General features: G+C 61.3%; 16 protein-coding genes. 11 read left to right on the plus strand and 5 right to left on the minus strand.

All coding sequences use genetic code 11. The features are described 5' to 3' along the window. From HUK84_RS03575 to HUK84_RS03605, 7 genes are all read left to right on the plus strand, one after another. Positions 1-241: transketolase C-terminal domain-containing protein (locus tag HUK84_RS03575; protein WP_281362727.1), on the plus strand; the 241-nt coding region annotated here is incomplete at its 5' end. Between the two features lie 23 nt (positions 242-264). After that, on the plus strand, positions 265-1020 hold the full coding sequence (locus tag HUK84_RS03580) for a TlyA family RNA methyltransferase (protein WP_176639029.1): 756 nt from the start codon (positions 265-267) through the stop codon (positions 1018-1020). Positions 1021-1174: 154 nt separating this feature from the next. Next, the gene (rlmN, locus tag HUK84_RS03585) at positions 1175-2371 is read left to right on the plus strand and encodes a 23S rRNA (adenine(2503)-C(2))-methyltransferase RlmN (protein WP_246285352.1); all 1197 of its coding nucleotides are present in this window, start codon (positions 1175-1177) and stop codon (positions 2369-2371) included. Between the two features lie 146 nt (positions 2372-2517). Then, positions 2518-3747 (plus strand): argininosuccinate synthase, encoded by a 1230-nt coding sequence (locus tag HUK84_RS03590; protein WP_176639030.1) that lies wholly within the window; start codon positions 2518-2520, stop codon positions 3745-3747. Positions 3748-3931: 184 nt separating this feature from the next. After that, positions 3932-4435, plus strand: a complete 504-nt coding sequence (locus HUK84_RS03595) for an FKBP-type peptidyl-prolyl cis-trans isomerase (protein WP_176639031.1) — start codon at positions 3932-3934, stop codon at positions 4433-4435. 266 nt (positions 4436-4701) lie between these two features. Next, a complete protein-coding gene (gene trpS / locus HUK84_RS03600) occupies positions 4702-5697 on the plus strand; it encodes a tryptophan--tRNA ligase (protein ID WP_176639021.1) in 996 nt (331 codons plus the stop codon). A gap of 9 nt (positions 5698-5706) precedes the next feature. Beyond that, the gene (locus HUK84_RS03605; RefSeq protein WP_176639022.1) at positions 5707-6126 is read left to right on the plus strand and encodes a secondary thiamine-phosphate synthase enzyme YjbQ; all 420 of its coding nucleotides are present in this window, start codon (positions 5707-5709) and stop codon (positions 6124-6126) included. A gap of 7 nt (positions 6127-6133) precedes the next feature. On the opposite strand, the gene HUK84_RS03610 is transcribed toward HUK84_RS03605, so the two are convergent. Next, the gene (locus tag HUK84_RS03610; protein WP_317135226.1) at positions 6134-7057 is read right to left on the minus strand and encodes a ribonuclease T2 family protein; all 924 of its coding nucleotides are present in this window, start codon (positions 7055-7057) and stop codon (positions 6134-6136) included. Positions 7058-7515: 458 nt separating this feature from the next. Between HUK84_RS03610 and HUK84_RS03615 the strand changes: the two genes are divergently transcribed. Together HUK84_RS03615 and HUK84_RS03620 are read left to right on the plus strand one after the other, a co-directional pair. Beyond that, entirely contained in the window at positions 7516-8391 is an 876-nt protein-coding gene (locus tag HUK84_RS03615; protein WP_176639023.1) for a bestrophin family protein, read from the plus strand. 50 nt (positions 8392-8441) lie between these two features. Then, positions 8442-9032, plus strand: a complete 591-nt coding sequence (locus tag HUK84_RS03620; RefSeq protein ID WP_176639024.1) for a CarD family transcriptional regulator — start codon at positions 8442-8444, stop codon at positions 9030-9032. A 61-nt stretch (positions 9033-9093) separates the two neighbouring features. On the opposite strand, the gene HUK84_RS03625 is transcribed toward HUK84_RS03620, so the two are convergent. Together HUK84_RS03625 and HUK84_RS03630 are read right to left on the minus strand one after the other, a co-directional pair. Further along, a complete protein-coding gene (locus HUK84_RS03625; protein ID WP_176639025.1) occupies positions 9094-9525 on the minus strand; it encodes a PACE efflux transporter in 432 nt (143 codons plus the stop codon). A gap of 2 nt (positions 9526-9527) precedes the next feature. Beyond that, positions 9528-10508, minus strand: coding sequence for a sterol desaturase family protein (locus HUK84_RS03630; RefSeq protein ID WP_176639026.1), 981 nt, complete (start codon positions 10506-10508; stop codon positions 9528-9530). 162 nt (positions 10509-10670) lie between these two features. On the opposite strand from HUK84_RS03630, the gene HUK84_RS03635 reads away from it, so the two are divergent. Both HUK84_RS03635 and HUK84_RS03640 read left to right on the plus strand, forming a co-directional pair. Next, entirely contained in the window at positions 10671-11066 is a 396-nt protein-coding gene (locus HUK84_RS03635; RefSeq protein ID WP_246285350.1) for a response regulator, read from the plus strand. Positions 11067-11209: 143 nt separating this feature from the next. Next, on the plus strand, positions 11210-12670 hold the full coding sequence (locus HUK84_RS03640; protein ID WP_317135227.1) for a tetratricopeptide repeat-containing glycosyltransferase family protein: 1461 nt from the start codon (positions 11210-11212) through the stop codon (positions 12668-12670). 78 nt (positions 12671-12748) lie between these two features. Here HUK84_RS03640 and HUK84_RS03645 read toward each other — a convergent pair whose 3' ends face one another. Both HUK84_RS03645 and HUK84_RS03650 read right to left on the minus strand, forming a co-directional pair. After that, a complete protein-coding gene (locus HUK84_RS03645; RefSeq protein WP_176639027.1) occupies positions 12749-16960 on the minus strand; it encodes a translocation/assembly module TamB domain-containing protein in 4212 nt (1403 codons plus the stop codon). Next, a partial coding sequence (locus HUK84_RS03650) for a BamA/TamA family outer membrane protein (protein ID WP_176639028.1) occupies positions 16960-17084 on the minus strand: 125 nt, incomplete at its 5' end. The genes HUK84_RS03650 and HUK84_RS03645, both read right to left, overlap by 1 nt.

Consider the following 17084-nt stretch of genomic DNA (forward strand, 5'->3'; position numbering starts at 1 on the left):
TGCCGTGCTGCTGACCGTCGAGGACGGCGCCGAGGGCGGATTCGGCGCCTTCGTCATGCACCATCTGGCCCGCAACGGACTGCTCGACACCGTCCGCGTCCGGCCCATGACGCTCCCGGACCGCTTCATCGACCACAACACTCAGGACGCCCAATATCGCGAGGCAGGTCTCGACGCACAGGCCATCGCCGCATGCGCGCGAAACGCCCTGGGCGTTGCGACGTCGCAGCAGACGGCCTGATCGGCAAAGACGGGTCGATCGGCATGGCCAAGCGGCGGGTGGACCAGATGCTGGTCGATCGAGGATTGGTGGAAACCCGTAATCGGGCGCAGGCGCTGATTCTCGCCGGTGTCGTGTTTTCCGGCGACCGGCGGGTGGCCAAGGCCGGCGACCAGCTACCCGAGGACGCGCCACTGCTGCTGAAAGGACAGGACTTTCCCTGGGTATCACGTGGTGGGATCAAGTTGGCCCATGCGCTGGCACATTTCAGTCTGCCCGCGAAGGGAGCGATCTGCCTGGATATCGGTGCCTCAACCGGCGGCTTTACCGACGTATTGCTGACGCATGGAGCCGCGCGTGTCTATGCGGTCGATGTCGGGCACGGACAGTTGGCCTGGAAGCTGCGCAGCGATCCGCGCGTGGTCGTGCTGGAAAAATGCAATGCCCGGGCGGTGGACCAGTCGATCGTTCCAGATCCGATCGATGCCTTGGTCTGTGATGCCAGCTTCATCGGCTTACGGACCGTCCTGCCGGCCGGATTAGCTCTCTGCCGGCCAGGTGCGTGGGCGGTGGCATTGATCAAACCCCAATTCGAGGCCGGACGCGAGGCGGTCGGGGCCAAGGGCGTGGTCCGAGATCCCGCTGTACATGAGGCTGTGTGCGCAACCATCCGACAATGGTGGTCCGCCCTGCCCGGCTGGACGGTACTGGGGATCGAGCCCAGCCCGATTACCGGACCGGAAGGTAATCGGGAATTCCTGATCGCTGCGCGCCGGGATACGACTGAGCGCCCCTCCTGATCCCTCTGGTCCCTTCGATTCCACGACGAAGCTAAAGTTCCCCTTTTGTCGTGGAAATGTGGTAGGGAGCTCGGTTTCTGCACAGAACCTGCCGGCAGTGACGTCGGCACGCCAACCGGATGATAGCCAGGCCATGACCGCCGTTACCGCCCCGATGACCGAGCCCGCTGCCGAAACCGGCTTGGCCGCGTCACTTACGGATATCGAGCGCAGGCGGATTCTGGCGAAATCGGCACTGTTCGCGCCGCCGACCGGCCGGTTGCTGGATGGGCGGCGCGACCTGGTCGGACTGTCGCGCGAGGAAATGGGCCAGGCCCTGGCCGAGATCGGTGAGAAGCCATTCCGCACCAAGCAACTCTGGCACTGGATCTATCACCAGGGGGTGACAGATTTCGAGCGGATGAGTTCGATCGCCCGGCCGCTGCAGGCCAAGCTGGCCGAAAGGTTCGTCATAGGCCGGCCGGAGGCCACGACCGTGCAGACCTCGACCGATGAAACTCGCAAATTCCTGTTCCGCTTTCGCGATGGTCAGGAAGCCGAGACAGTCTATATTCCTGACCGGCGCGAGGATCGCGGCGCGGTCTGCATTTCATCGCAAGTCGGCTGCACCCTGTCCTGCACCTTCTGCCACACGGGGACACAGCGCCTGGTCCGCAACCTGGGTGCCGCGGAGATTGTCGGACAGTTCATGGCAGCGCGCGACAGCTATGGCGAGTGGCCCAGTCCGAAGGGCGAGACGCCGCGCTTGCTGTCGACCATCGTGCTGATGGGCATGGGCGAGCCTCTGTATAATTATGGAAACGTCGCCAAGGCCATGAAGATCATCATGGATGGCGAGGGAATTGCGCTGTCGCGCCGGCGTATCACGTTGTCGACCTCAGGCGTGGTACCGATGATGGACCAGTGCGGCGCCGAGCTGGGGATCAATCTGGCGATCTCGCTGCATGCCGTGCGCAATGATCTGCGTGACGAGATCGTGCCACTGAACCGCAAATATCCGATCGAGGAACTGCTCGCCGCCTGCCGCCGCTATCCGGCGGCGAGCAACGCACGGCGGATTACATTCGAATATATCATGCTGCGCGGCATCAACGACAGCGAAGCCGACGCCCGCGAATTGGTGCGGCTGATTGCCGACATTCCTGCGAAAGTCAACCTGATCCCGTTCAATCCATGGCCTGGCAGCGTGTACAAACCCTCGACACGTGAACAACTGGCGAAATTCGCCCAGATCGTGATGGATGCGGGTTTTGCCTCCCCCATCCGGATGCCACGCGGTCGCGACATTCTAGCGGCATGCGGCCAGTTGCGGACAGAAAGCCAACGTGAACGACGCAGCCAGATCGCCTGAGGGAGCCCACATGCGGCGGCGGCGGTCAGGACCCGGAATTCCAGCATGCGTGCTGGCACAGCTCGTCATCCGATGCTAGGACGCCAAGATGGGATGTGGGTCGCGCCGCATCATACACAAGCCTAGACGACAGGAGCGTTTCCCCTATGGCCGCAAAGGACGTCAAGAAGGTCGTTCTCGCCTATTCCGGCGGGCTCGATACGTCCGTGATCCTCCGCTGGTTGCAGACCACTTATGGGTGTGAGGTCGTGACCTTTACGGCGGACCTGGGCCAGGGCGAGGAACTGGAGCCTGCCCGCAAGAAGGCCGAGATGTTTGGCGTGAAAGAGATCTTCGTCGAGGATCTACGCGAGACCTTCGTGAAGGATTTCGTCTTTCCGATGTTTCGCGCCAATACGCTGTATGAAGGCCAATACCTGCTGGGCACTTCGATCGCCCGACCGCTGATCGCGCAGCGCCAGATCGAAATCGCCGAGGCGGTCGGTGCCGACGCCGTGGCCCATGGCGCCACAGGAAAGGGCAACGACCAGGTACGTTTCGAACTGAGCTATTATGCGCTGAAGCCCGACGTGACGGTGATCGCGCCCTGGCGCGAGTGGGACCTGACGTCACGCACCAAGCTTCTGGCCTTTGCGGAGCAGCACCAGATCCCCATCTCCAGGGACAAGCGCGGCGAGGCTCCATTCTCGGTCGACGCCAATTTGCTGCACTCGTCGTCGGAAGGGAAAATCCTGGAAGATCCCGCGGTGGCACCGGATGAAATTGTGTTCCAGAGGACGATCTCGCCTGAAGCCGCACCGGATGTCGCAACCGAAATCGCGATCGATTTCGTCTCGGGCGACCCGGTGGCGTTGAACGGTGTCACCATGTCGCCCGCCAGCCTGCTGACGCGCCTGAACGAATTGGGCAAGACGAACGGGATCGGGCGACTGGACCTGGTGGAGAACCGCTTTGTCGGCATGAAATCGCGGGGGGTCTATGAAACACCGGGCGGTACCATTCTGCTGGTCGCCCACCGCAACATGGAAAGCATCACGCTGGATCGCGAAGCCGGACATCTGAAAGACAGCCTGATGCCCCGGTATGCCGAATTGATCTATAATGGATTCTGGTTCTCACCCGAACGGCGGATGCTGCAAGCCCTGATCGATGAAAGCCAACATTCGGTGACCGGCCGGGTCCGCCTGAAGCTGTACAAGGGCAATGTGATCTGCGTCGGTCGTGAAAGCCCCAATAGCTTGTACGATACCCGGGTGGTGACGTTCGAGGATGATGAAGGCGCCTATAATCAGGCCGATGCCCAGGGTTTCATCAAGCTGAATGCACTGCGGCTGCGGCTGGGAGCACAAATCGGGCGGCGCGGCGGCGCGCTGTAAGCCCGCCAGCACGCGCCCCAGCGCGGCCCGACTCTGAGATCGTTCAGATTTCAAACTCGTTTCAAACTTGCAGAAAGCCATATAAAACAACGCTTTAATCACCTTTCACCCTCCGGGATTCGCTGCGAATTCCGGAGGTAGGATAGTGACCTTCGATCTTTTCAGCACTCGTGACCGAGGTGTTATGAAACGTCTGTCCCGCTTCATTCCCGCCGTTCTCGCGTCGGCGCTGCTGCTTCCTCTGACCGGCTGTGGCGGCGCAGCCAAAGAAGATGAACCCGAACTGACGCCTGCGCAGTTCATGGCGAAGGTCCGGGCGGAACCCGGCGTGAAGACGCTGCCGGACGGACTGGCCTATAAAGTACTGGAATCGGGCCCGAAGGATGGGGAAAGCCCTGCCGTCGGCGACATGATGATGGTCATCTATGAAGGCAGGCTGCCAGACGGGGGTATTTTCGATAGCTCGGACCAGCACGGCCACGGCGCCTATATGCAAATGCCGCTGGACGGGGTGATCAAAGGCTGGATGGAAGCGTTGCCGATGATGCATGTCGGCGACACCTGGATGCTCTATGTCCCGCCGGAACTGGGGTATGGACATCGGTCGATGGGTATCATCCCTGCCGATAGTCCGCTGGTTTTCAGGATTCAGTTGCTGGGCGTCTCCAAGGGGGGGCAGCAGGGATAATGCGAGCCATGTCCGACTGGCCAACTGGACCAATCGCGCCGTACAATCTCTCCAGGGGTGGTGCGGCCTGATATCTGTCGGCAGCGGGAAGACATTTCCTTCCTGTCTCTCGACCTGTGAGCGTTGCCGGCGGGCATAATCATATCGTGCCCGTGTTCTCGATCGTCGGCGCGGCGGTCATTGAATCGACCTCATCCCCCGCCGCAAGCGGCTCCGATATGATGTGTGCTTGACCTGATGGGGGCGAACGCCTGAAAAGAACGCTCATGCAACGCATTTTTTCCGGCATTCAGCCGAGCGGAATTCCGCATCTTGGCAATTATCTGGGTGCAATCCGCAACTGGATCGCGCTGCAGCGCGATCACGAGTGCATTTTTTGCCTTGTGGACCTGCATGCAATTACGGTGTGGCAGGATCCGGTGGCGCTGCGGCAGCAGACTCTGGGCCAGACGGCTGTGCTGCTGGCCTCGGGGATCGATCCGAAAGCCCATATCCTGTTCAATCAATCGGCCGTGTCCGCGCATGCCCGGCTGGCCTGGATTTTCAACTGTGTCTCCCGACTGGGCTGGCTGAATCGGATGACGCAGTTCAAGGACAAGGCGGGGAAGGACCGCGAAAACCATTCTGCGGGCCTGTATGTCTATCCCAACCTGATGGCTGCCGATATTCTGGCCTATAAGGCCACACGTGTTCCGGTCGGTGACGACCAGCGCCAGCATCTGGAACTGGCCAATGATATCGCACAGAAATTCAACCATGATTATGGGACGGATTTCTTTCCCGAGATCGAGGCCATCATTCCCCCCGGAGCGGCCCGGGTCATGAGCCTGCGCGACGGCACCAAAAAAATGTCCAAATCCGATCCCTCGGCGCAGAGTCGGATCGACATGACGGACGACGCGGACGCGATCGCGTTGAAGATCCGCCGGGCCAAGACGGATTCCGAACCGCTGCCGACCGAGATCGAAGGCTTGCACACTCGTCCGGAGGCCCGGAACCTGGTTGAAATCTATGCCACCCTGGCCGACATGAGTGTGACTGATGTGCTGGCACGTCATGGCGGGGAGGGTTTTGGCCCGTTCAAGGCCGCGCTGACCGAGATTCTGGTCGAGACGGTCTGTTCGATCGGCGTCGAGACGAAACGCCTGCTGGATGCCCCGGATTACCTTCTGTCCGTTCTGCGCGACGGTGCGGCGCGGGCCAATGCCATTGCCGAACCGATCGTCAGCGAAGCCGAACATATTGTCGGTTTCGTAAAATAGGAGCTGCCCATGCGCCAGGCTCTGCATCGTCTGAGCATCGCCACGCACGGCAAGGGTCTGGTGATGTTCACCCAGGCGGTCCGCCAGTGGGTCGCGGATACCAGCATGGAAAACGGCCTGCTGACGATCTGGTGCCGGCACACGTCTGCGTCGCTGACGGTGCAGGAGAATGCAGATCCGACGGTTCTGGAGGACATCAAGCGGTATTTCGAGGCGCTGGTCCCGGAATCGCCTGGGCGCTATATCCACGACGATGAAGGGCCCGACGACATGCCGGCCCATTTGCGCACCATGTTGACACAAACCCAGCTTTCGATCCCGGTGGCCGATGGACGGCTGGTGCTGGGAACGTGGCAGGGGCTCTATTTGTTTGAGCACCGGCGCCATCCCCACCGGCGCGAGATCGTGCTACATCTCATTGGCGAATAAAGGCATGTCAGCCTTCGGGAGCCCAAGCGGGGATTTGGAAACGTGCCGGGCAATTATCCTGTAACTGCGGAGAACGCATGAAGGATTCCGGCCGGGGAAAATCCGTCAGATTTTGACGGCGGATCGTGAACCATAGCTGAGTCAGGACAATCACCCCATTGGGGTCGGTTTGACACTGCAACTGCAAGGCCCGATCGATATCGACGTGAAAGCTGTCACGGAAGACGCCCAGAAGCGCGGCATGTGTTACAGTCTGGCCGGCCTGAGCGCGGAGATAAACACCAAATGACGTATCCGCGAGCCGAGTCCGCATGACCAACGCCGTGTGAAAGAAATTTTCAGCCGGCATTCCAAAGCATTGCACATGCTTGCGATATTCGTGCGCCACCAGGTCATCGCGCAGATGTGCGACTGTCTGTGCCAATGCCCGTCGGGTCGTATCACTGATGCGAACAGGCACATAATGATCCTGGCCGCCATAAATGTCGCAGCCGACCGCCCACCAGCGCTGCGGGGGAACGTCCGCATCCACAAGATCCTGCGGGCGCGAGGCCCAGAGGCCATGCAGGCCGATCAATGGCTTATGGGGTTGGTCCGCCAGGCATCCGGCGCCACGGGCGCAGAAGCCCGGCTGCCACGTCAGGGCCAACGTATAATGTCCGAAATCGCCGTGCATGGCAGGGTGTAGGGCAATACCCTCGCTGCCCTCCGGTGTGGGTGTTCGGGCACAGCCGGCCAGCCCCAGGATGAGTAATCCCCCCACCAGCACCCTGGTGGCGCGCCGGATCATCCGGGCAAGGACATGGGCGATCGGTGTGTGCGCTTCTCCACATGCACAATCGGGCGGGAACAAGGCAACCTGCGAGAGGTGGCTGTAGGAGCCGATCGTGCCGTCACAGCAGCGACGTTCGGACCGGATGCTGACCGTCACGGACTCAGAACTCGGCCACAGTGCGGATGCTCTCGCCCCGCCTCGTCAAGATCGCAGCTCTCATTGATCCGCTCCGGCGGCAGCTAGGGAGTGACAAGGTCGTCAATATTAACCCGGCCATCCATACACCAGTCCACGATTATAGGCACATCGCTCTGTGTGCCGTCGGGCATCAACTCCCTGCCCTGCATCGCGTGGACTGCCCGCCACGTCCACGGCCGACGCTTTCCTGATCTGTTCCATCGATAAATCTTTACCCATCAAGGATCCGGGGGCGAGTGAGTTCAATCTCCGCCGGAGCGGTTTCCATCCCACGACAGAAGATGTCGGGATCATCACAAAATTCATCCGGTTCGTCAGGCCATTGTCTTTCCTGCGCCGTCATGCGAGCCACGGTGTCGTGACGCGTCGATCGGGTCGCGCGTCATCAATCCGTGCAGAGGAGGCAATGAACCGCGATGATAGTGGACCGAAGGATCGGCCTGTTCATTCTGATGCGGGAAAGCCTGCTGTCACTGGCCGTTCTGGCCGCATGGGACGTGTTCGTGGTCGTCATGTTCCAGGTCTTTCATCAGGATTGGATGGAGCAGCCTACCCTGCCGATCTCATTGATCGGGTCGGCGCTTGTCCTGTTCCTGAGCGTGCGGAACACGGCCGCCTATAATCGTTGGTGGGAGGCGCGGACGTTATGGGGCGCGGTTACCAATAATTGCCGGTCTTTCGGCAGGCAGGCCGGCACGCTGCTGGGCGGCCGTCCGGATCTGGCCCGGGCGATGGCAGCCTACCCTTATGCATTGCGCGGCGCGCTGGGGCAGCTGGACAGCTCGGAAGATGTCGGGCGGCTATTGCCGCGCGCCATGCGCCAGGCAATCAGCGGCTGGACGAACCAGCCGAACGCCATCCTGTATCAGATCGGCCTGGCGGTGAATGAGGAAGTCGCCCGGCAGAGCATCGATGGGGCGGTACACGGGCAGATAGACCGGATATTATCCGACCTGGCAAACGCCCAGGGTGGGCTGGAGCGGATTCGCAATACGCCATTGGCCATCCAATTTTCTCTGATCCCGCGGCTGGTTACCAACGTGTTCTGCGTCGTGCTGCCGTTGTCCATGGTGCAGACATTGGGTTGGATCACGCCGCTGGGATCATCTCTGGTGGGGTTGCTGTTCGTGGCGCTGGACAAGATCGGAAACGATCTGCAGAATCCGTTCGTACGGTCGCCACATGCGCTGCCGATGCTGACGATGGCGCGCACGATCGAGATCGACCTGTTGCAGCCGGATGGGCAGCCGGTGGGCGGCCCGATTCCACCGGTGCGTGGCGTTCAAGGCTGAGATTTTCGCGCATCAAGACAGAATATGAAAAATGTGGTATACGGAACCGCATGAGCATGTTCAGAACGACCCCCAAAGGCGGCGTGACCGATGCAATGGCCCGTACCGCCGCCGCCGCAACTGCCGCGCAGGCCAAGACCAAGGTCAAGGACGAAGATCCGTTCCGTGAAGGCGACGCGATCGTCTATGCTGCCCATGGTGTTGGACGCGTGGACAGGATCGGTGTTGACGAGATCGCGGGTACCAAGCTGGAAATGATCCAGATTTCATTTCCCGGCAATCAGATGACCTTGCGCATTCCACTGGCGAAAGCTCGTAAGGCGGGATTGCGCAAAATCGTTTCGCGCGAGATCGTTGACAAGGCTATGGCCATCATTAAGGGCAAACCGCATGTCAGCCGTGGCATGTGGGCACGCCGTGCCGTGGCCTATCAGGAAAAGATCAATTCCGGCGACCTTGTGCAGATCGCCGAGGTGCTGCGCGACCTGCGTCGGAATGTCGACAGCCTGGATGGGAGCTTCAGCGAGCGCAAGCTGTTCGAAGCGGCGCAGGAGCGTTTCGTAGCCGAAGTCGCGGTGCTGGAAGGCAAGGAGCCGGCCGCAGTGCTGGAGGCCCTGACGTCGGCAATGAAGTCGGCCTGATCGTTCCGAGGACGACCAGTACGACGACACGAAGCTCCGGCGGTTACCCGCCGGAGTTTTTTTATGTCTGTTCGATCATGGCAGCCGGTGGCGGAAAGAGCACGTCGTAAACCCAGGTGAACATAAAATTATAAGCCAGGTAGAATAGGGTGAGACCGATATTGGCCAGGAAGGCGGCCGGTAGTCCCCGCCCCAGACAGAACGCGATCGGCGGGACCAGGAGGGCGATTAATCCGACCTGGTAGAGCACGGCATGAATAACGCGGTCAGCCAGGCTTTTTCGTGCCGTTCCCTTTATTCGCAGCATTGTGTGATCGAACAGCCAACTGAAGAGACAGTTCCAGCTTACGGCCACAATCGTGGAACCAAGGCCGATCATGCCCATGTCGAACATGGTGATTCCCAGCAGCAGTCGGCCGCCCGGAACGACAAGCGCGAGCCCCAATATTTCGTACAGGAGCGTATAGCGGATCCGATCGGCCATCGTGCGCATGATCAGCGTGCAGCAGACCCGGACGATTCGGTGGAGGCCGAGGTGCCACGCCGCCAGCGCCGCGTAGCCAGGCGCCAGGACAGGCGCAACCCGCCCCACTGCTGTGCCAGCCACCCCCCATTGACCAGGGCCGCTTCGGCCTTCGGGTCGCCGGTTTCGACTACATGGCGAGAGAAATTGGCGGTGCCCAGCATCATGTCCCACCAGGGGAAGACCGCCCCGTAATTGCATGAATCTCGGCCTGCCGAGCGTGTGCCATGATGTACGCGATGAAATTGCGGCGATATCAGCAACCTTTCGCCCAACCAGCCGAACCCAACCCGGGTATTGGCATGCGACAGGCTTTCGACCAAGCGCAACAAGAGGATCAGCAAGGGGAATTGTAGTGGAGGCACCCCTATCAGCAGCCCAACCGCAATTGCCCAAGCATAAGAGATGACGTCATCAAGGAGGTGATTGCGATCGTCGGACCAGAAGGTCATGTGCGTCTGGGCATGGTGCAGAGCATGCAACCCGTACCACCAGGCAAAGACATGCGACAGACGATGTCGCCAGTAATCGGCGAAATCGAGGATCACCGCGTAGAGGAAGAACGTGGCGACCGGCCAGTCCATCAAGGAGGGAAACAACGATTCCAAAGTGGGTGGAATATAACCGTGATCAGTCAGAAATCCATTCAACCAGGTCTGGATTTCATAAAATCCGAAGAACGTGACCAGCGGAAACAGACCGATCCGCGCAATGACGGTATAGACAATATCCATTGTTACATTGTCGCGGTTTTCCCATCTATGCAGCGGCCAGATGCGTTCGAGGGGCACGCAGATCACCAAGTTCAGGATCACTTGCAACACGCCGTAAATCGCGAACATGGCCCAGAGGAAGGACGTATCTTCCCATTCCATCCAACCGAAATGGTAGAGAATAGGGATCAGCCAATTCTCCTGGATCCAGCCGGCGAGCCATGTGAACGGGTCGATCATGCCATCGGTCCTGTCATCGTACGTGTCATGACGCACAATCTATCGCATCATGGCTGGAAGGTTCCACCCGCCGCGATCAGAACCCGCGGCCACATGCGACGTTGGAGACATGATGGTTTTTGCGCGTTCCTTCTGCCCAGCCAGAGGCGGAGGCACGATCCGATGGATATAGCCCCTATTCTGCTTGTCGAGGACGATTTCCTGATTCGCGCGACCCTCGCAGCATATCTTCGTGAACGAGGTGGCTTCACGATAGTCGAGGCTGACGATGCGACGGAAGCATTGGCGGTCATTGAGGCGTACCCCCGATTATCGATCCTGGTGACCGATATACAGATCCCGGGCATGCTCAATGGGGTGGGCGTTGCGGCTGCGGCCCGCAGGAAATGGCCGGATTTGCCGGTGCTCTACGTGACCGGCGCCTGGCCACGCGATGGGGAATCGACGGGCGGGGACAAGCGCGATAGCTATGTCGAGAAGCCTTTCGAAGTCTCCGCAATCCTGAGGCGGATCCGCACCATGCTACACGGGGCCGACAACCCGGATTTCTTAACCTGATGACCCTTTCCCACACGCTACCCGCCACGCCAAATGCTGTCCTGCGTCAGGCACTGGAACTCATCAGGGCCGGACGATTTGCTGAGGCACGTAGCCTGCTGGAGAGATTGGCGGAGCGGTGTGACGAGAGGGCGGACCTGCTGATGGCCTACGCCCTGGCAGGCAGCCATGAACCCGTCGCTGCGGCCAACTTGTTCTGCGTTCTGGCCGACCGCCACCCGCAGGCTGTTCACCCAGCGTATGAACTGATCGAAATGCTAGCGGCCTGCAAACGTCGCGCAGACGCCGAGCCGGTCTTGCGGGAGGTCGTGCGGCGCACGCCTCACGATGGTCGGGCCCTAGAGGCGCTGGGTGAACTGCTGATCCAGTTGGGACGGCTTGATGATGCCGCAGCCTGGCTGCAGAAAGCCGTCGCGCTGCGCCCGGACAATATCACGGCACGAAACCTGATGGCGGCGTGCCTGTCGGAGCAGGGACGACTGGCCGAAGCCGACGCCATTTTCCGCGCCATTCTGGCGGAATATCCGAATGATGCACGCACCCTCGCCAACCGGGGCGCGCTGCTGTCGACGGAGAATGCTGCCGATCTGGCACTGGCGCATTATCGCCAGGCAATTGCGTTGAATCCGCACGACGCCCGTGTAAGGCTGAATCATTCGATCGCGCTGTTGAAAGACGGTCAGTACGCGCCAGGCTGGCACGAACATGAATGGCGTTTTCGCCTGCCTGGACGGAGCGCCCCTCGAGCCGCGACGCTCATGAGGTCGCTGACGCCGGATCTGAACCTGCGGGGCAAACGGATCCTGGTGACGCACGAACAGGGTCTGGGCGATACGCTGATGTATCTGCGCTACCTGCCGCCGTTGGCACGACGTGGAGCACAATTGATCATATCGGTGCCCGAGACACTGGCCGGGCTGGTACGGCGCATTCCCGGCGTGCATCATGTGATCTGCAATACGCAGCCGATACCGCCGCATGACTGGCATTGCCCATTCATCAGTCTGCCCCGGGTATTTGCGGCAACCGAGACACCGATGGGGGATCTCGCCCCCTATCTGACCGCGGACCCGAACCGCATCCGGCATTGGCGGTCTTATCTACCAACCAATGGCCGGCTGAATATAGGACTGGTCTGGGCCGGCGCACAGCGACCCGACATCGCGGAGGCACAGATCGTCGATCGGAAGCGGTCCGTCAGACTGGATACCCTGGCACCGCTGGGACGGGTGCCGGGCATCAATCTAGTCAGCCTGCAGGCGGGCCCGTCTGCGCGCGAGATGACTGACATGCCGGAGGGGATGCGCCTGTATGACCCGATGGATGCGGTCCGGGATATGCATGATACCGCGGCGCTAATCGCTTCGCTGGACGCGGTCGTGTCGGTTGATACCGCTGTGGTCCATCTGGCGGGCGCGATTGGACGGCCGGTCATCATGATGGATCGCTACGACAATTGCTGGCGATGGCTGTCCAAGCGTGAGGACAGCCCATGGTATCCCACGCTGCGCATCGTGCGGCAGACTCGGCCGCGCGTTTGGTCCGATGTCGTGGAACGCGTATCCGCGATCCTGGGCGACATGGCAACCCAAGTGGCCACCTGACTCAGGCTATATCCAAAACACGGGCTCGAACCCACCCAGAGACGACCCGACCTCACGGGTCGGCAAGCCGGCGGCAAACTAATACCGAAATTGATAAGACAACCCGATGCTGCTGCCCGGGTCGTTTTCCGGTGTTGTGAAGCCGGTGACGTTGCCGCCGGTACCGACGGTCGTGTTCAACTTCAACTTCCGCGTCAGGTCCACCTGCACCTGAGCTTGGGTACCCGAACCGGATGTGGCCTGCTTCGCACCGACATAGACCCCGCGCACGACGTATTTTCCGGCCTCGACCGCTGTTCCGGTGCCGTTGCCAACCCCTGACGCGCCTGCGAGTTGCAGCCGATCCAACCCCAGCGTGTTGCGCACCTTGCTCAGCGGATCGAAAGCGGAGCCTCCGGTCAGGGTGGCGACCGCTCCTGCGATTTGCGCCATCTGGGTCGGAGAGAGGGACTGGGCATCGGTGCCGAACAGCAGCATCGCCATGATCTGATCTTGCGGTAGCGGCGGCGTGGACGCGAAGGAAATCTTGGGAGCGCTGGCATATCCCCCGACCAACAACCTGGCAGTCCCGGAATTGGTTGCCCGGTCGGCCTCGAAATCCAGGCTGGGATCAATGGCCTGGGTAACGCCGACGCCGTTGAAGGCCACGCGTCCCTTGGCGAAATCCAGCGAGATGCCAGCCAGATTGAAACTGCCGCGTCGCATATTGAAGCCGCCACTGACGACCGGGGAATTGGCAGTCCCACCGACATGGAGGCGCCCATTCATTTCAGCATCCAGACCGTGGCCGCGGACGAACATCTGGCCTGGCGACGAGGCGGTGATATCAAGTCCGATCATCAGGCCGGTGCCCGCGTTCTGCTGAAACTTTGGATTCTGGCCGGGGCGTATGACGTTCAAAGTCGCGATCGATGGCGGCAATGCGTTAGGAATGGTGATATCGGCATGGGGGATAACAATGCTACCCGCGACATCGACACGGGAAGAAAGCTGGCCGCGCACGGTCAGGTCGGTATTGATTTCCGCCGTCACCAGATCACTGGCCAGCGGCCGCGCGTGATCGGCTACGATATGCAGATCGACAGGTAACCCGGGCTGAAACGCCCCGAGGCTGCCGGCGACCGTGATCGTCCCGGGACCGGCCTGTGCCGTCAGATTGTCGAGCACCATACGATCGTCGTGTGCGGTAATCGTGCCTCGGATATTCGACAACTGCACACCCTGAGCGAAATCATGCACTTGTCCGCCGGACAAGGTCATGGTGCCCGAGGCCCGAGGCGAGGTGGGCGAGCCGGCCAGCGATATGGCCAACTGCATCATACCTTCGAGTTGTCGCCCTTGCGCCCCGAGATAGCCATTCGCGGCCGCCAGGTTGATGCGACCAGTGGTCTGGAGCGCCATAGTGCCAGCGGTATTCGTCGGGACTACGCCGCGTATGGCCAGATCCGCCATCGTGCCGGCACGCAGGGTAAGGTCGAGTTGCGCCCGACTACCGGAGAGTTGCGCCGACGCATCCAGATTGGCGGGCGGAATGCCGCCACTGAGATCAGACTCATATTTCAGGCCGCGCCCTATCAGGGTCATTGTTCCCTGCGGGCTGGCCAGCGTACCGCGTAACGCGGCGCGAACAGAAAATGTGCCGTCGGCTTTGAGGGACGGTACAAAGGGCCGGGCGATGGCTGGGGTCAGATCGTTGATCGTGGCAGTAAGTGCAAGTGCAGGACGAACGGAGCCGGCAATGTCGATCTGCGCCGGTGCGACGCCATCCGGCGCCAAGGTGATACGCAGGCGATCGACGCCAGTCGCGTTGCCGAAAGCGACGCGTGCCGGGGCAAGCAGGCGGATATTTTCCCCTTTTGCGTTGGCGCGAAACACACGCAGGGCGACCGATTGCTTCGGCACGTCCAGCACGGCGTCGGCCATCATGCTGGCCGGCTCCCCCAGGAAGTTCTGCAGACTGGCCGTAGCGCTGATCGCCAGGGCGTCCTGCGGTCCCCGGACCGTGATGGCCGCGTTTCCGCTGGCTGCCTGCGTCGTCAGGCCGTCCAGCCTGGCCGACAGATCGCTTCGTGGCAGACCCTGAGGATCCTTGATGGTGCCGGCCAGCGTGAATTTGCGCACGCTGGCTCGGGCACTGGCCATTGTGCCGTCAAGGCGCACCGCCACGCTGGGCGGGGCTGTCCCCTCTGGGTCGATGGTGTGAAACGACGCTTTGAAGGATCCGGAGAGGTCCTGACCGACCACGCGCGACAGGTCAGCCAGGCGCGTCATTTGCAGGTCCAGAGTGCCCAGTGGGATCGGCTTGCCGGGACTGAAGATAAAATTGGCCTTTCCGGTCGCGCTTTTCCAATCAAGATGGGTTAGATGGAGCGTACGGTTGCCCTGGGCGTCCTGTGCCATATCCGCGGCGAGAGAAAGCGGCGCTCTGTCCAGGCTGCCCTGGACCATGATGGTGCCTTGCGGCGCCGTTGGCAGATGATGGGCAACAATATCAGCCATCAGAGGGCCAATCGGCATGTCGGTACCCCCCACCTGGCCGTCAAGACGCCCAGTCGCCGCAAAATCTGTCATCGGGCCGGTCACGGCGAGATTGAGTGCCGCCTGGCCGCGCAGAGATGGCAGGAGACGCCGCAGATCGTCGATTGCCAGATGCATCGTGGCATTCAGGATTTGCGACCCAGCCCTTGCGGCGCCTGAGACACCATCCGTCCGGGTACCCGCCATAGAGAAATGCGCCGCTTGTCCGTCCAGGGTAAGGCTGTCGATCCGCATGACGCCCCCTGTTGCTCCATGCGGTTGCCGAATGGCGATGCGTGCCGAGACCTTGCCGTCCGGACCGATCAGGCCGACAGCCTGTGCCATGCCGCCGGTGATACCAATTGTGCCATCCAGGCCGATGGTCATTTCGCCGTCCGGTCGGGACGGCAAAACGAACGTACCGTGCAAGGCAGCATGTCCTGCCACATTAGCCGATCCAGCCGCCGCGAACGGAGCCAACTGCGGCACTGTAAGATCGATTATACCGTGGGCCGGACGTGCGGTCATGACTTGGCCGGCCAAGTGCAGCAACGGGTGCGCAAGCGTGACGTCCAGTGGCGCACCCGCTGCGTCCGGGTGCAGCACCACGTCGAACATGAGAGGGGCCGACGCTAATAAGGTCGGGCGTGGCCCTGGCACCGACAGCCCATCGATGATCGCATGAAGGCGGACGAGGCCTGCCTGGTTGCCGGAGGCTTCATGCCCATCGAACCTGACGGCGATATGATTGGCGCCGACGCCCGCCGCCAATGGCTGATCGATGGTCAATTGGCCCTGGCCAACCGGATGACGCACATCGCCCGAAAGATGCGCGTCCAAGGCGACCGACTGCCAGCCGATACCATCCCGCACCACCATTCGTGGCGCATGGGCTGTCATCGATATCTGAGCTTTTTGATGAATAATATCCAATATTCCATCGATATTGGATGATATATTTCCGGAATTCAGAGCAAATGCCAGATGATTGGCATCGCGCGGCCCATCCATGTCCAATGTCAGGCGCAGCGGGTCCAGCGGCGAAAGACCGGCCGCTGTGGCGAAGCCGCCTGCTCCTTCCTGCGCCGCCAGATGTAAACTCAGTCGCCCGGGGAGAATGGCGGTATGCAGGTTCAGCTTACCGTCATGGTCCAATCGCGCCAGGGCGAGGTCGATCGTCGCGTCGGGCAGGGTCGCGACGTCGGCACCCTTTATTATCGCTGCCAGATGGGCCAGCCGAGCCTGCCCGTCCAGTACGAAGGCAGCCGCAGTGCCGGCGAGATCGGCCCCGGCATCGATCCGGCTGACATGGATGGTCCGGATGTCAATTCCGAGATCCGGACCGATATTCTGGCCGGCAGAAGATGACGGGCCGGTCGTCGCGGCTTGTGGCAGGCGGGGGATTGCCAAGTGATCCATGGCAATACGATCGACACGCACCTGCCGCGCCAGTAAATAGGTCGGCCGCCAGTCCAGCATCAGCCCGTCGATCGCGAGCCATGTTCCTTTCGGGTCGTTCAGGGCAATATGGCGAACGCGCAGCGCATCGGGGAAGCGGCCCGAAATCCCCTCGAGAGTGACGCTGCCCGCGGTCAGGGCGGCGGTCTGGCGTTCGATGAGATGCCGACCCCAGCCGGTATTGGCGAGAAGCAGGATCACGGCCAGCGCGATTGCGGCCAGTGCGGCGGGAATTCCCACGATCAGCCCGGCTACCCAGGCGGCGACCCGCGTCCAGTGTCGTGACCGGCGGGGCATTTGGGGCGGCGGCACCATCAGAAGGTCTCCCCCAGGCCGATATAGAGTTCCCACGTGTCGCCGCGCGGCGGCCGATTGAGCGGCATGGCGACGTCGACGCGCACCGGGCCGATCGGGGTGTAGTAGCGCACGCCGCCGCCTG

The sequence above is a fragment of the Nguyenibacter vanlangensis genome (assembly GCF_013376155.1).
Taxonomy (GTDB): Bacteria; Pseudomonadota; Alphaproteobacteria; order Acetobacterales; family Acetobacteraceae; genus Gluconacetobacter; species Gluconacetobacter vanlangensis.

Bases quoted from the DNA above. Each gene is read 5' to 3' on its own strand.
- HUK84_RS03630 (WP_176639026.1), bottom strand. From the start codon at position 10,508: ATGATCGACCCGTTCACATGGCTCGCCGGCTGGATCCAGGAGAATTGG.
- HUK84_RS03615 (WP_176639023.1), top strand. From the start codon at position 7,516: ATGATAGTGGACCGAAGGATCGGCCTGTTCATTCTGATGCGGGAAAGC.
- HUK84_RS03645 (WP_176639027.1), bottom strand. From the start codon at position 16,960: ATGGTGCCGCCGCCCCAAATGCCCCGCCGGTCACGACACTGGACGCGG.
- HUK84_RS03605 (WP_176639022.1), top strand. From the start codon at position 5,707: ATGCGCCAGGCTCTGCATCGTCTGAGCATCGCCACGCACGGCAAGGGT.
- rlmN (WP_246285352.1), top strand. From the start codon at position 1,175: ATGACCGAGCCCGCTGCCGAAACCGGCTTGGCCGCGTCACTTACGGAT.
- trpS (WP_176639021.1), top strand. From the start codon at position 4,702: ATGCAACGCATTTTTTCCGGCATTCAGCCGAGCGGAATTCCGCATCTT.
- HUK84_RS03595 (WP_176639031.1), top strand. From the start codon at position 3,932: ATGAAACGTCTGTCCCGCTTCATTCCCGCCGTTCTCGCGTCGGCGCTG.
- HUK84_RS03625 (WP_176639025.1), bottom strand. From the start codon at position 9,525: ATGCGCACGATGGCCGATCGGATCCGCTATACGCTCCTGTACGAAATA.
- HUK84_RS03580 (WP_176639029.1), top strand. From the start codon at position 265: ATGGCCAAGCGGCGGGTGGACCAGATGCTGGTCGATCGAGGATTGGTG.
- HUK84_RS03635 (WP_246285350.1), top strand. From the start codon at position 10,671: ATGGATATAGCCCCTATTCTGCTTGTCGAGGACGATTTCCTGATTCGC.
- HUK84_RS03640 (WP_317135227.1), top strand. From the start codon at position 11,210: ATGGCCTACGCCCTGGCAGGCAGCCATGAACCCGTCGCTGCGGCCAAC.
- HUK84_RS03590 (WP_176639030.1), top strand. From the start codon at position 2,518: ATGGCCGCAAAGGACGTCAAGAAGGTCGTTCTCGCCTATTCCGGCGGG.
- HUK84_RS03620 (WP_176639024.1), top strand. From the start codon at position 8,442: ATGAGCATGTTCAGAACGACCCCCAAAGGCGGCGTGACCGATGCAATG.